The sequence below is a fragment of the Fredinandcohnia quinoae genome, from assembly GCF_022427965.1.
Classification (GTDB): domain Bacteria; phylum Bacillota; class Bacilli; order Bacillales; family Bacillaceae_L; genus Ferdinandcohnia; species Ferdinandcohnia quinoae.
The window spans coordinates 1-13,255 of sequence record NZ_JAKTTI010000048.1; the positions used below are offsets into that span (position 1 = coordinate 1).

16 protein-coding genes are annotated in these 13,255 nt (G+C 36.1%); 7 read left to right on the forward strand and 9 right to left on the reverse strand.

The window, feature by feature from the left end; genetic code table 11:
* The 6 genes from MJG50_RS20015 to MJG50_RS20040 form a co-directional block, all read right to left on the reverse strand.
* Window positions 1–76: helix-turn-helix domain-containing protein (locus MJG50_RS20015; protein WP_240257575.1), on the reverse strand; the 76-nt coding region annotated here is incomplete at its 3' end.
* A gap of 109 nt (window positions 77–185) precedes the next feature.
* Window positions 186–1,049: a sulfite exporter TauE/SafE family protein gene (locus MJG50_RS20020; RefSeq protein ID WP_345893256.1), complete on the reverse strand. Its 864-nt coding sequence runs from the start codon at window positions 1,047–1,049 to the stop codon at window positions 186–188.
* Between the two features lie 101 nt (window positions 1,050–1,150).
* Window positions 1,151–1,732: an ATP-dependent Clp endopeptidase proteolytic subunit ClpP gene (gene clpP, locus MJG50_RS20025; RefSeq protein ID WP_240257548.1), complete on the reverse strand. Its 582-nt coding sequence runs from the start codon at window positions 1,730–1,732 to the stop codon at window positions 1,151–1,153.
* A gap of 18 nt (window positions 1,733–1,750) precedes the next feature.
* Window positions 1,751–1,987 carry a hypothetical protein gene (locus MJG50_RS20030; RefSeq protein WP_240257549.1) on the reverse strand — a complete coding sequence of 79 codons (237 nt, stop codon included), beginning with the start codon at window positions 1,985–1,987 and terminating at the stop codon, window positions 1,751–1,753.
* A complete protein-coding gene (locus tag MJG50_RS20035; RefSeq protein ID WP_240257550.1) occupies window positions 1,971–2,579 on the reverse strand; it encodes a helix-turn-helix domain-containing protein in 609 nt (202 codons plus the stop codon). Before MJG50_RS20035 ends, MJG50_RS20030 begins: the two co-directional genes overlap by 17 nt.
* 73 nt (window positions 2,580–2,652) lie before the next feature.
* On the reverse strand, window positions 2,653–3,558 hold the full coding sequence (locus MJG50_RS20040; protein ID WP_240257577.1) for an RluA family pseudouridine synthase: 906 nt from the start codon (window positions 3,556–3,558) through the stop codon (window positions 2,653–2,655).
* Between the two features lie 157 nt (window positions 3,559–3,715).
* Here MJG50_RS20040 and MJG50_RS20045 point away from each other — a divergent pair, with 157 nt between their 5' ends.
* Window positions 3,716–4,114 carry a DUF5365 family protein gene (locus MJG50_RS20045; protein ID WP_240257551.1) on the forward strand — a complete coding sequence of 133 codons (399 nt, stop codon included), beginning with the start codon at window positions 3,716–3,718 and terminating at the stop codon, window positions 4,112–4,114.
* Window positions 4,115–4,178: 64 nt separating this feature from the next.
* Here the strand turns inward: MJG50_RS20045 and MJG50_RS20050 are convergent, their stop codons facing one another.
* Both MJG50_RS20050 and MJG50_RS20055 read right to left on the reverse strand, forming a co-directional pair.
* Window positions 4,179–4,652 carry a thioredoxin family protein gene (locus MJG50_RS20050; RefSeq protein WP_240257552.1) on the reverse strand — a complete coding sequence of 158 codons (474 nt, stop codon included), beginning with the start codon at window positions 4,650–4,652 and terminating at the stop codon, window positions 4,179–4,181.
* Window positions 4,653–4,654: 2 nt separating this feature from the next.
* On the reverse strand, window positions 4,655–5,092 hold the full coding sequence (locus MJG50_RS20055) for a disulfide oxidoreductase (protein WP_240257553.1): 438 nt from the start codon (window positions 5,090–5,092) through the stop codon (window positions 4,655–4,657).
* A 156-nt stretch (window positions 5,093–5,248) separates the two neighbouring features.
* On the opposite strand from MJG50_RS20055, the gene MJG50_RS20060 reads away from it, so the two are divergent.
* The 4 genes from MJG50_RS20060 to MJG50_RS20075 all read left to right on the forward strand — a co-directional run bounded on the left by MJG50_RS20060 (window position 5,249) and on the right by MJG50_RS20075 (window position 11,155).
* On the forward strand, window positions 5,249–5,911 hold the full coding sequence (locus tag MJG50_RS20060; RefSeq protein ID WP_240257554.1) for an HAD family hydrolase: 663 nt from the start codon (window positions 5,249–5,251) through the stop codon (window positions 5,909–5,911).
* A 35-nt stretch (window positions 5,912–5,946) separates the two neighbouring features.
* Window positions 5,947–7,437, forward strand: coding sequence for a glycerol kinase GlpK (gene glpK, locus MJG50_RS20065; protein ID WP_240257555.1), 1,491 nt, complete (start codon window positions 5,947–5,949; stop codon window positions 7,435–7,437).
* A 132-nt stretch (window positions 7,438–7,569) separates the two neighbouring features.
* Window positions 7,570–9,228: a glycerol-3-phosphate dehydrogenase/oxidase gene (locus MJG50_RS20070; protein ID WP_240257556.1), complete on the forward strand. Its 1,659-nt coding sequence runs from the start codon at window positions 7,570–7,572 to the stop codon at window positions 9,226–9,228.
* A 196-nt stretch (window positions 9,229–9,424) separates the two neighbouring features.
* The gene (locus tag MJG50_RS20075) at window positions 9,425–11,155 is read left to right on the forward strand and encodes a phospho-sugar mutase (protein ID WP_240257557.1); all 1,731 of its coding nucleotides are present in this window, start codon (window positions 9,425–9,427) and stop codon (window positions 11,153–11,155) included.
* 240 nt (window positions 11,156–11,395) lie between these two features.
* Here the strand turns inward: MJG50_RS20075 and MJG50_RS20080 are convergent, their stop codons facing one another.
* Complete coding sequence (locus MJG50_RS20080) at window positions 11,396–11,635, reverse strand: YhdB family protein (RefSeq protein ID WP_240257558.1); 240 nt, start codon at window positions 11,633–11,635, stop codon at window positions 11,396–11,398.
* Between the two features lie 153 nt (window positions 11,636–11,788).
* Here MJG50_RS20080 and MJG50_RS20085 point away from each other — a divergent pair, with 153 nt between their 5' ends.
* Window positions 11,789–12,136 carry a DUF3889 domain-containing protein gene (locus MJG50_RS20085; RefSeq protein WP_240257559.1) on the forward strand — a complete coding sequence of 116 codons (348 nt, stop codon included), beginning with the start codon at window positions 11,789–11,791 and terminating at the stop codon, window positions 12,134–12,136.
* Between the two features lie 57 nt (window positions 12,137–12,193).
* Entirely contained in the window at window positions 12,194–13,189 is a 996-nt protein-coding gene (locus MJG50_RS20090) for a DUF3231 family protein (RefSeq protein ID WP_240257560.1), read from the forward strand.
* Window positions 13,190–13,255 lie beyond the last annotated feature (66 nt).

The following is a 13,255-nucleotide window of genomic DNA, read 5'->3' on the forward strand; positions in this document are numbered from 1 at the left end:
CAATTGTCTTAGCAATTAGGGTTTCTTGTTCTATAGTTGGATAGATACGGAATTTATATGCCTTGTTGATTAGCATTGTTTTCACCTCTCTCAAAGGGAACATTCGTTCTAATTGTACCATGCGGAAACCACTTTGGCTACTGCCAACCGACATTCATCTCCCCCATATCGTTGGGCTGCGCCCATCACATGATTGAAGAGGGAGTCTTCTGTCGGAAAATGATAAAATGAATCAACATGAATAAGCAATAAAGCAATAATAGTAATAAACCTATGAAATTTAAATGAAATAATTTTAATGATAAACTTATGCCAGTTGTAATATATAGACCTGCAAGGAAGTGCCGAACTTGAGAATCCTCGTATCCCATTGTCACTTTGGCCCCTAATTGTCCTCCGACGATAGCCCCGATAATTAAACTGAGACTTACTCCATAATCAAGTGTTGTTGACGAGGCATATGACGTAAATCCAACAATTACAATCATGAATACGCTAAGTAGACTAGTGCCAACCGCATATTTCGGTTGAAAGGATAAAACACTCATTAATAATGGAACGATAATAAAGCCACCACCAACCCCTAAGGTAGTTGAAACAAAGCCAGCAAAGGCCCCAATTAATATGATTTTGAAGTAAGAGGATTTATTTTTGGTAAATGTATGATGGGGGTTTGTACCCTTTGAAACTAAAATAGAAATTGAAAAATAAATAATGAGTCCTAGATACATAAGTGGAATAATCGTATTTTCGATATTGTATCTACCAAGTAATAAGACAAAGGGATGTGCAATTTGTGTTGCAATAATACCGCTGATTCCAAGAATAATAGCAGTTTCCCATTTAATATTTTTTAACCGAAAATGCGCAACCACACCAGAAAGGGATGTAGCAACCGTGTATAAAAGACTAATTGCAATCGCCAGAACGGGAGTAAATCCCATCAGCATAAGGATAGGAGTGAGTATAAACCCACCTCCAATCCCAAAGAATCCAGACATAATACCAACACCAAGCCCTAGTATGATGTAAATAATGAAGTCGTGCACAAGGAAGCTCCTTTCTGAAACAAACAAGCTAATACTCTTAGTATATACAAAGAAAAAAAGCCTTGCATGTATGCAAGACCCGGTTATCGTTTCAAGTTTCATTAAAGCTTTGAAATAATTTTATCAATTAACCCATATTCAAGAGCTTGCTCGGCTGTTAAGTAGTAATCCCGATCCATGTCTTTTTCAACTTTTTCAAGCGGTTGGCCGGATTGTTCCGAAATTATTCTTGCAAGCATATCTCTTGTACGTAAAATATTTTCAGCAGCAATTTTTAAATCAGTCGCTTGACCTCTGGCACCGCCAAGTGGTTGATGGATCATGATTTCTGAATTTGGAAGTCCGTAGCGTTTTCCCTTTGTTCCAGCAAGCATGAGAATTGCTCCCATAGATGCCGCCATTCCAATACAGATTGTTGATACATCTGGTTTTATAAATTGGATGGTATCATAAATGGCCATTCCAGCAGTTACTGAACCACCTGGAGAATTAATATAGATACTGATGTCCTTTTCAGAATCCTCAGCGGCTAAAAATAATAATTGCGCGACAACTGCATTTGAAATTTGGTCATTTATTTCAGTACCGATAAATATGATTCTGTCCTTTAATAATCTTGAGTAAATATCATACGAGCGTTCTCCTCTGCTCGTTTGTTCAACAACTACAGGTACATAATTCATTATTTCATTCCTCCTAATTTAAGCAGCCATACGAATGGCGGAATTATGTTGCATGCTAATGTTTCCAAAGCCAGATGATATGCTTGTTATTTGAACTTCCTGTACTGAAGTTTGTATAACGATCTCTTGAACGACTTCTTCCGAAGATTTATTTCCAAATAAGGGAATCACATTGGAAGATTGTTCTTGGTTATTTTGTTGTTCCCAAATCAAAATCGGTCTTACTTTCACCAAAGTCTCATTCTTTTGTGTCATTGTTTGTACCTCCCGTCGGTTCAGGATAAATAGAAAGCATGACATTATAATTCTCATCACTTGCTTCGTTTACTTGATACTTTTCAACTAATTGTTTTACAAGTTTCACATATTCATTTAAAAATGCATTTCTGTCTTTCTTTTCGGGTAAGACAATTTTTGTTTGAAGGCTTGCACTGGGAATTTCAATATTTTGTTCGGATTGTTCGAGTAAGGATAAAGCATCCTTTCTAATCCGTTCGGAAATTGTAATTAAATGTGCAAGGGAAGATTGATCTTTCAGTCGTTCGATTGCGTCGTGACTCCACCCAAGTGAATCAGACATGATAAAAGATTTTGCTACGGCTAGATAGAGCACTTCGATTAAATTTCGAACATGGCGTGTTCCAACTTGTTTAACGAGCCCAACCTTTTCTAATGTTTTTAGATGATAGTTAACGCGTTGTGGTGTTTCATTGATTGCTTTAGCCACTTCAGTTGCTGAAGCTGGTTCAGTTAATTGTCCTATAATCTCACCACGTAAAGGATTCAATAGTGCTTTTGCCTGTTCCGGGTTGTCAACAACATAAGATTCTAAAATATGGGCATTCACAGATAATCACCTTCATAACAATTATTGTTTACGTAAAAATATTTTATTACGTCAATAATGAAATGTCAAATTATTAATTTGAAAAATGAAAAATATCAGGATGATCTAGAAAAGGTGCTTCACAAATAATTATTTCATTCGTAATAGGATGTTGTAATTTTAGTTTAGCTGCATGTAATGCTTGTCTTGGTACGATTGGCTTCCCACCATATAAAGTATCTCCGATCAGTGGATACCCGAGATAGCTCATATGTACTCGGATTTGATGTGTTCTTCCTGTTTGAAGCTCTAATTCAACTAATGTCATGTTTTGAGAAGTCAGGGTCTGAATGACCTTGTAGTTCGTAATTGCCTTTTGACCAGATGGAGAAACTCTTCTACGTGTAGGATGATGGCGATCCCGACCAATGGCGGCATCGATTTTACCGGATTTCTGCTTGAGTATTCCATGTACAAGGGCATGATAAGTACGCTTAATTTCACGGTTTTCTAGGCGACGATCCATGATGGCTCCAGCTAGTTTGTTTTTAGCAAATAAGACTGCACCTGTCGTGTCACGGTCCAATCGGTGAATATGACGAACCTTTGCATTAACTCCAGTAGATTGGAAATGAAATGCAACAGCATTTGCAAGTGTTCCTTGTTGCCCCTGATCATTCGGATGTGTGTCCATTCCAGCAGGCTTATTCACGACTAATAAATGGTCATCCTCATATAAAATATGTAAATCGATGTACTCTGGCTCTACATCAAAATCTTCGGGTTGAAATAAATGCAGCTGAAATTTATCATGAGTCACTACATTGGTGTTCCAAGTGATAGCATGTCCATTTAGTGTGACACTTTTATCCATACGATATTGATGAAGCAAAAGTCGCGGTACTTGCCAAATTTCTTTTAAAATGTGCTCGATTGTATAGCCATTCCAATCTTTCGGAATCGTTACCTCGAGCCATTCCCCTTTTTTATCAGTTAGCACGTAATCACCTTCAATAAATGTTTTAATAAAGTATATCGAACTGTACAATTCAATGAAAGAGATATGTGGATTTGAAGGAAAGACTTACCTTACCCAAAACCTTGTAAGCTATGTTATTCTATTGGTATTACAAAGGTATTAATAAGGTGGTTTTACAGTGAAAGTAGTAGTGGCATCAACTCCTGAACAGGAACATCACATTACTGAGCTAATCAATTATATGTATTCTTCCGTTTTTCCAATTTATTTTGATGATGAGTATATTATGAAATTAGAAGGATTAAACGTGTTAGCTCCAAAAGAAGAAGATATCTATTATAACAGAACATTAGACAAGGCATTTAAAGTCATATCAAGCCTTCAAGCAATTATTGCAGTTTTAGAAACCGTTCAATATGAAGGATTTCAATTGAATCATCAAAAGATGTTCAAAAGAAATGCAAAAATATTAAATGAATTTGGTTATTTATTCCCTTTTACAACTGATGAGTTTCGGGTAGTGAATCATGAAGTGTTAAGCAAATATTCTAAGCCAGCTAATCAATATTTAGCCTAATACATACAGAAAACTGACCGAATAGAAAGAACCCTATCACAATTGATAGGGTTCTTTTTATTCATTATTGATTACCTAGAATGCTTAGGAACCATTCTTCAAATACTGATTTTTCATTAGATCCTACGAGACGTTTTTCTTCTTTCCCATTTTTAAAATGAATCAATGTTGGAGTTGACTCAATTCCATATTCATTCCAACCATCTCTAAATTCAAGTAGGTTGAATTTCTTGAGGTCAATCCCCATACCATTTGTCATTGGAACAATAACAGGTGTTGTTTCTTTACAATGAGGACATGTTGGATCATAAAAGTAAACAGTAAGTGATTCTCCTGCTTCTAGTTTTTTCTCAAGTTCATCAGGAAGAATTTGGTTTTGATAATTAGGATCGTCTAATTGTTTGATTGTTGCTGGCTCAAGCTCGTCCTTTCCATAAGGATTCCCTTCAGCTTTTTGCTTGTTTGAGACAGTAGTAATAATTGCAAGTGCGGCAAATAAAGCAACTATGAGTACGGTAAAAATAATTAATTTCTTCAAATTCACATACCTTCTTTCATCTTTTTCATTGCTATAAAACTAGTAACTGCGATGATGATAAATGCAGTTAATGCAAGGAATGGTATTGTAATAAAACCAAACCAGTTTATGTATTGTCCATTACATGGTACAAGGCCACAAGAAATTGAATTGTCACCGATAGCAGGTACTTTTTGTACGAGATAGTGATAAATGGAGATAAATCCTCCGATTGTAGAAAGAATAAATGTATATAGGGTAATGGAATAATTCTTTTTAAAAATTGCAATCCCTAAGATGATCACTTGTGGGTACATAAAAATACGTTGATACCAACATAATTCACAAGGAACATATTTTAAAACCTCAGAAAAATAAAGACTTCCCAGTGTTGCAATAAGAGCTGCAGCAAATGAAATAAACAAGAAGGCTTCATGTGTTTTTTCGTTTTTTACATGCATGTATTTACCTCACTTTATTAAGATATACTCCAAATTATAGTATCCCGATAGTAGAATGTAAATTAGAATACATTTGAAAAGGACTAAAATATCTTTTTTACATCCTTTTTTGATATGATTAGAAAAAGAGACGAGTGAAAGTAGGGATTTCATTACATGATAAATGCAGTTATTTTTGATTTCGATGGTTTGATATTCGATACAGAGTCACATGAATACAATGTGCTGAATGAAATATTTCAGGAACATGGATCGGAGCTTCCGTTACCTGTTTGGGGAAAGGTAATTGGAACACAAGCTGGTTTTAAGCCTTTGCTTTATTTAGAAGAGCAGCTAGGTGAAAAATTAGATCAGGATATGTTGGAAAAATTACTAAACGAGCGATTTCAAGAGCGATTAAAAAATGAAGGTCCATTACCCGGTGTTGTAGAATATTTGAAAGCTGCAAAAGAATCAGGTTTGAAGATTGGGCTAGCATCAAGCTCTACATATGAATGGGTGTCATCGCATTTGAAAAATCTTTGTTTATTTGATTATTTTGAATGTATCCGTACTTCCGATGATGTTGAAGAGGTAAAACCAAACCCAAGTCTTTACTTGAAGGCTGCAAGTTGTTTGGGTGTAGAACCGGAAGAATGTCTTGTATTTGAGGATTCTGCAAATGGAGCATTGGCTGCAAAACGTGCAGGAATGTATTGTGTGATTGTTCCAAATGAAGTGACAAAGGATTTAAATTTTTGTGAGGTTGACGATCGAATAGATTCAATGGCTGTAATTGAACTGAAACAATTAATTGCTAAAATTGAAAATAGAACATGAGAAGGTAAGTGTAAAGAGTAAAGGGGGATTAAGGAGTGGAAAAGTTCATTCTAGCATTAGATCAAGGAACAACTAGCTCACGTGCCATCCTTTTTAATGAAAAGGGTGAAATTGCTCATGTTGCTCAACGAGAATTCACACAAATCTTTCCAAAACCCGGTTGGGTCGAGCATAATGCAAATGAAATATGGGGATCAATTCTATCGGTAATGGCGGCTGTGTTATCAGAAGCAGAGGTAAAGGCTGAACAAATTGAAGGTATCGGAATAACGAACCAACGTGAAACAACAGTCGTATGGGATAAAGAAACTGGCCAGCCTGTTTATCATGCAATTGTGTGGCAATCACGACAAACTGCTGATATTTGTGAAGCCTTAAAGGAAAAAGGATTAAATGATACATTCCGGAAAAAAACTGGATTATTAATTGATGCATATTTTTCAGGTACAAAAGTAAAATGGATTTTAGACAATGTTGAGGGTGCTAGAGAAAAGGCAGACAATGGTCAACTATTATTTGGCACGATTGATACGTGGCTAATATGGAAGCTTTCAGGTGGAAAGGCGCATGTTACGGATTATTCGAATGCGTCAAGAACGTTAATGTATAACATCTATGATTTGCAATGGGATGATGAATTGCTTGAGCATTTAACAATTCCAAAGTCGATGCTCCCTGAGGTTCGTCCATCTTCTGAAGTGTATGCGAATACTGTTGCTTATCATTTCTTTGGCCATGAAATCCCAATAGCGGGTGCAGCAGGAGATCAACAAGCAGCATTGTTTGGCCAAGCATGCTATGAAGAGGGTATGGTGAAGAATACATATGGCACAGGTTGTTTTATGCTAATGAATACTGGTGAAAAAGCAGTTTCATCCAATCATGGCTTATTAACGACAATTGCTTGGGGTTTAAATGGAAAAGTAGAATATGCACTTGAAGGGAGCATATTTGTTGCAGGTTCAGCAATTCAATGGCTAAGAGATGGATTAAGAATGTTTAAAGATGCAAAGGATAGTGAAGGTTACGCGGAAAAAGTTGAGTCAACTGCTGGTGTATATGTTGTTCCTGCATTTGTAGGTCTTGGAGCACCATATTGGGATAGTGATGTAAGAGGTGCGGTTTTTGGACTTACACGCGGAACGTCAAAAGAGCATTTTATTCGAGCGACTTTAGAATCTTTAGCATACCAAACAAAGGATGTATTGATGGCAATGGAGGCAGACGCGGGGATTCAATTAAAAACATTACGTGTTGATGGAGGCGCAGTTAAAAATAATTTTCTAATGAAGTTCCAAAGTGGAATTTTAGATGTACCAGTTGAACGACCTGTTATAAATGAAACAACTGCACTGGGGGCCGCTTATCTTGCAGGTTTAGCAGTTGGTTACTGGAAGAATCAAGCAGAAATTTCATCGCAATGGAAGATTGACCATACATTTGAATCTCTAATGACTGATGAGGAAAGAGACTTATTATATACTGGTTGGAAAAAAGCAGTGAATGCTGCTATGGTGTTTAAATAAAAGCTATGATATAATAAATGTAAGTTAATAATTCGGTAGGAGATACGGAGAGACCACAATGCATTGTAATCATTGATTATGATGACTGTTGTGGTCTCTTTTTTTCTACCTTTTTGAAGGGACGATTCATACATGACATACTTTTCAGGTGAGAATAGAAATAATATTTTAGCAGAAATGGAAACAGAAGTATTCGATATTTTCATTATAGGTGGTGGAATAACAGGTGCGGGTATTGCGCTTGATGCTTCTACACGTGGGCTAAAAACAGCATTAGTCGAAATGCAGGATTTTGCAGCAGGAACTTCGAGTCGTTCTACTAAGCTTGTTCATGGAGGACTACGGTATTTAAAACAATTCGAAGTTGGTTTAGTTGCTGAGGTTGGAAAAGAAAGAGCAATTGTATTTGAAAATGGTCCACATGTTACAACCCCAGAATGGATGCTCTTACCAATTCATAAGGGGGGAACATTTGGGAAATTTTCTACATCCATTGGATTACGTGTTTATGATTTTTTAGCTGGTGTTAAAAAATCTGAAAGAAGGACTATGCTCAGTGCAAGTGAAACATTAGCTAAGGAACCCCTTGTCAAAAAAGAAGGTCTGCTAGGTGGTGGATATTATGTAGAATATCGTACGGATGATGCAAGGCTTACTATTGAGGTTATGAAAAAGGCTGTAGAAAATGGTGCGAAGGCTGTTAATTATTCGAAGGTTGAGTCTTTTATTTATGAAAATGGCAAGGTAAAAGGTGTAATTGTTATTGATGTAGTAACTGGAAAAGAATATTCGATCTTTGCAAAAAAAATTATTAATGCAACCGGTCCATGGGTTGATACAATGCGGGACGCAGACAAATCAAAGTCTGGAAAAGTACTAAGGCTTACGAAGGGTGTTCATATTGTTATCGATCAAACAAGATTTCCGTTGAAACAAGCGATTTATTATGATACTCCAGATGGTCGTATGGTGTTTGCCATCCCACGTGATGGCAAAGCTTACGTTGGTACGACAGATACCTTTTATCAAAACGATACTGCTCACCCAACTGTTACGAAGGAAGATCGTGACTATTTAATCGAAACGATCAATTATATGTTCCCTGATGTGAAAGTAGCGGATGATGACATTGAATCAAGCTGGGCTGGAGTAAGACCACTTATTTATGAGGAAGGTAAGGATCCATCAGAAATATCTCGTAAGGATGAAATTTGGCAATCGGAATCAGGACTTATCACGATAGCTGGTGGGAAGTTAACAGGATATCGAAAAATGGCAGAGACAGTTGTTGATTTGGTTGCGAAATCACTAAATGAGAAGGAAGCTCGTTCATTACATGCATGCCAAACAAAGACACTTCCAATTTCAGGAGGGGATGTAGGTGGTTCAGCTAATTTTCAAGCGTTTATTGCTGAAAAAACAAAAAAACTAATTTTTGATTTTTCATTCTCTAAAGAAGAAGCTGAAAGATTAACCCGTTTGTACGGTTCAAATATTGAAACACTCATTGATATTATGTGGGAGACTGGGAAGAAGGCGAAAGAAGCACAACTGCCGACGAGTATTTATGCATCACTAGAATATGGAATACGATATGAAATGGTCACAAAACCAATTGATTATCTAATCCGACGTACAGGAGCAATGTTTTTCAATATTGAATGGGTTAATCAATGGAAAAGGCAAATCATCTCCACTATGGCCACTACTTTCAACTGGACCGAAGAAGAGAAAGAAAGCTATGAAGCCGAAGTTGAAATGTATATAAAAGAAGCAAGCAAAGCAGTGTAGATAAAATTTAATACTTGTACTCGAGAACAGACGGTTAATCCCCTCTGTTCTTTTCTATCTTTGAGGATTTTGTGGATATTTTTATGAATCAATTAATATCATTGGAAATGATAGGTTTTTTTTATTAAAATAGAATAGTCATATTTGTATAAATTTACATAGAAATATCATTAATGTTCTAGGAGGTTCATGACTGATGGACTGGAAAGAAAAATATGAATTATGGTTTAATACACCTGATTTGGATAAAGAAATATATAATGATCTACTAACAAAGAAGAAGTATTCTAAAGAACTCGAGGATTGTTTTTACAAAAATTTAGAGTTTGGAACTGGCGGTATGCGTGGGGAAATTGGTCCTGGGACGAACCGCATGAATTTGTATACAGTGCGAAAGGCTACAATGGGATTGGCCTCTTATATATCATCAAATGGTGAAGAAGCTAAAAAACGTGGAGTTGTTATTGCGTATGATTCCCGTCATAAATCTCCTGAATTTGCAATGGAGGCTGCGAAGACACTGGCAACTAATGGGATTCAAGCATATGTATTTGAAGAACTTCGTCCAACACCAGAGCTATCATTTGCTGTTAGATACTTAAATGCATACTCAGGAATTGTTATTACAGCTAGCCACAATCCGCCAGAATATAATGGCTATAAAGTATATGGACCAGATGGTGGACAGCTTCCACCTGAAGCTGCAGACTCTGTGATAGAAAAAGTAAATGAAATAAATAATGAGCTTGAAATAAGAGTGGGACAGGAGGATGAATTAAAAGCATCTGGTCTAATTAAAATGATAGGTGAGAAAATTGACCAGGCATACACAGAAAAATTAACATCAATTTCACTTAACACGTCTTTATCAAATGAACATATTAAAATTGTATTCACTCCGTTACATGGCACTGGAAATAAGCCGGTTAGACAAGGACTTCAGGCATTAGGATATAAAGAAGTAACTGTAGTTAGGGAACAAGAACTTCCTGATTCGAACTTTTCAACAGTCGCTTCTCCAAATCCGGAAGAGCATGCTGCATTCGAATTAGCGATAAAATTAGGTAAAGAAATAGATGCAGATATTTTGATTGGGACAGACCCCGACGCAGACAGATTAGGTGTAGCTGTCAAAAATGAACAAGGTGAATATATTGTTTTAACCGGGAATCAAACGGGTGCTCTATTACTTAACTATATATTGTCAGAAAAACAAAAACAAGGCATACTCCCTACAAATGGAGTCGTCTTAAAGACAATCGTTACATCTGAAATTGGCCGTGATATCGCTCATTCATATGGTCTTGAGACGATAGACACATTAACAGGCTTCAAATTCATCGGTGAGAAGATAAAAGAATATGAAGCAACTGAACAATATACGTTCCAATTTGGATATGAAGAAAGTTATGGATACTTGATTGGTGATTTTGTACGTGATAAAGATGCAGTACAAGCAGCCCTTTTAGCAGTAGAGGTGTGTGCATTTTATAAAAATAAAGGTATGACGATGTACGAAGGACTTATCGAAATTTTTGAAAAGTACGATTTTTACCGTGAGGGGCTTCAATCCTTAACCTTAAAAGGTAAAGAAGGTTCAGAGCAAATTAACAATCTTCTCGCATCATTCCGGAGCGAACCACCAACGGCTATTGCTAGCCGAAAGGTTGTTACGGTTGAAGATTATAGTGCAAGTAAAAAATATGATGTAATAACAGGACAAACAACAGAAATTAATTTACCAAAATCAAATGTGCTTAAATATTTTCTAGAAGATGGGTCCTGGTTCTGTCTACGACCATCTGGTACTGAGCCGAAGGTTAAATTTTATTTCGGTGTAAAAGGAAACTCATTAGAAAACAGTGAAAAAGTGTTAGAGTCTATTTCTACAGATGTAATGGAACAAGTTCATAAGGTACTGGGTTGAGCAAACATAAAAGAGAGGAATAACAAATAAATGTTATTCCTCTTTTTTTTACTTGATGTCCAGTTCCAGCGCCTAGCCCCTCGAGGTCAAATAACCTGTGGCAAGAAAAGTCAAAGAGCGGACTTTTTTGCCACAGAACATTTGCTTGTCGGACTTGCACAGGATGTGCTGACATCGGCGTTCGCCACAGGACGTGGCGGTATTTAGTCGATGTTCCTATTTCAAGGCGCTTGCACTATTCTACATATATGCGGTAAGTTCTTCCATGCTGTCTTGTGATGCATGGTCAATATATCTTAGTAAAGAATATAATTGTCTCTCAATGACTGAATAGTCTTTTTCGAAATTATATGCATGTAAAAAATGTTCAATTTTTTTCGAAAGAAAATCATCCTTCGTTCGAACCATCAAAATAAGTAGGTTATCCCATTGTGAGCGGTGTGTATAATATAGAGCTTTGTCATAATCAACACTATTCAAAATGCATGACCTCCTTTGTAGGAGTTGATATTAGTGTGCGGAGAATTTGAATTTTGTTGTACTGTAAATGTTGGTCTTTCATCCAAAACCTTTACTAATAAATAAATGATTGAAGTAAAAGCTAAAAGAAAATAATAATTGGAGGTTTTAATAGTGTTGAAACATAAGGTAAAAGTTCAATTCATTCAATGTTTATGTATGCTTTTAGTAATGATGAGTGGTGGGATGTTGATAAATGCTGAGCAATTACCATCCGATTACGAAAAGTGGGGGAAAATTGCAGTAGATGTAGCAAAGTTAAATTACCCTGACAGCAACATTAGTGATTATCAGTATCAAGGAAGAAAAGTCATATCTGAAACAGAAGCAAGGGATACCTTCGACCTTAAGGTTCAAGAGAAAAACCGTAGCTTCACAGCTCGTGTGATCGTTTCCTTTAATCCAAAGACAGAGTCGCTTATATCGGTAAATATTGTGGCAGTTAAACCAAAGGGTGCCTAAAAGGCATCCTTTTTTTGCAAGGTAATAAAGACAGACCCTGTGAAAGGATGATTTTTTATGCAGCAAAATGAACGATTAACTTCAACCGAAATTTCAAATCTATGGACGCACTATATCCGTGAGACATTGCAAATATGTGTAATTAAGCATAAATTATTAACCGGTCAAGATCGAGAAATACATAGATTATTCTTAACGGCTCTTGAATTATCAAAAAAACATGTTGAAATTATGAAAAATATATTTTCACAATTGAGCTTTCCTATTCCTATAGGTTTTACAGATGATGATGTTAATCTTGAAGCTCCGCCTTTATATACAGACCTTTATTGCTTAGATTATCTGCATACAATGACGATGCATGGGGCACAGGCATATGGCCTAGCATTTAGTGGTTCAATTCGTCAGGATATTAGGGATTTTTATTATCAATGTAATATTGACACGATGGATCTTTATAATAAATCGATTGAGGTTCTCATCTCAAAAGGTCTATATCAATCTCCACCACATTATATAACTCCAAATTCTGTTTCAATCATAAGTAACTTAAATTATGTTACAAATATTTTTGGACAAGCCAGAAAAATGAATTCGATAGAAAGTGGTAATATATTTTTTAATTTAAAAAAGAGTATTTTGGCAAAAGCAAGTTTTCTTGCGGTACAACAGGTTTCTAAAGATAATGAGGTATCTCAATTTATTGAAAAATGTATCAAGGTTAAAAATAAGCATATTGCAAAATTCTCACAATTATTATTAGAAGATGATCTTCATACACCACGCTCGTTAGAAACTGAAATAACAAATTCGACTGTCGCTCCATTCTCTGAAAAACTCATGTTATTTCACTCTGGTTTTCTAATCGCAGCAGCTATTTCTTATTATGGAACAGCTGCGGTTGCTTGTATGAGGGCAGATATTGCCGTCCATTGTGAAAAATCAATTTTAGATGATTTAATTGTATTTGCCGCATTTGGAAAGCTAATGATTAAGAAAAAGTGGTTAGAACAACCGCCTGAGGCAAGTGATCGGAATTTCCTACCACATTAATTACTTAAATTCCCCCTTCATCATTTCGATGGAACCTTCATAAATTGAGGTAAGGGATGAAAAGGG

Coding starts and splice junctions, on each gene's coding strand:
- MJG50_RS20060 (WP_240257554.1), top strand. CDS start 5,249: ATGATAAATGCAGTTATTTTTGATTTCGATGGTTTGATATTCGATACA.
- clpP (WP_240257548.1), bottom strand. CDS start 1,732: ATGAATTATGTACCTGTAGTTGTTGAACAAACGAGCAGAGGAGAACGC.
- MJG50_RS20090 (WP_240257560.1), top strand. CDS start 12,194: ATGCAGCAAAATGAACGATTAACTTCAACCGAAATTTCAAATCTATGG.
- MJG50_RS20055 (WP_240257553.1), bottom strand. CDS start 5,092: ATGCATGTAAAAAACGAAAAAACACATGAAGCCTTCTTGTTTATTTCA.
- MJG50_RS20075 (WP_240257557.1), top strand. CDS start 9,425: ATGGACTGGAAAGAAAAATATGAATTATGGTTTAATACACCTGATTTG.
- MJG50_RS20030 (WP_240257549.1), bottom strand. CDS start 1,987: ATGACACAAAAGAATGAGACTTTGGTGAAAGTAAGACCGATTTTGATT.
- MJG50_RS20070 (WP_240257556.1), top strand. CDS start 7,570: ATGACATACTTTTCAGGTGAGAATAGAAATAATATTTTAGCAGAAATG.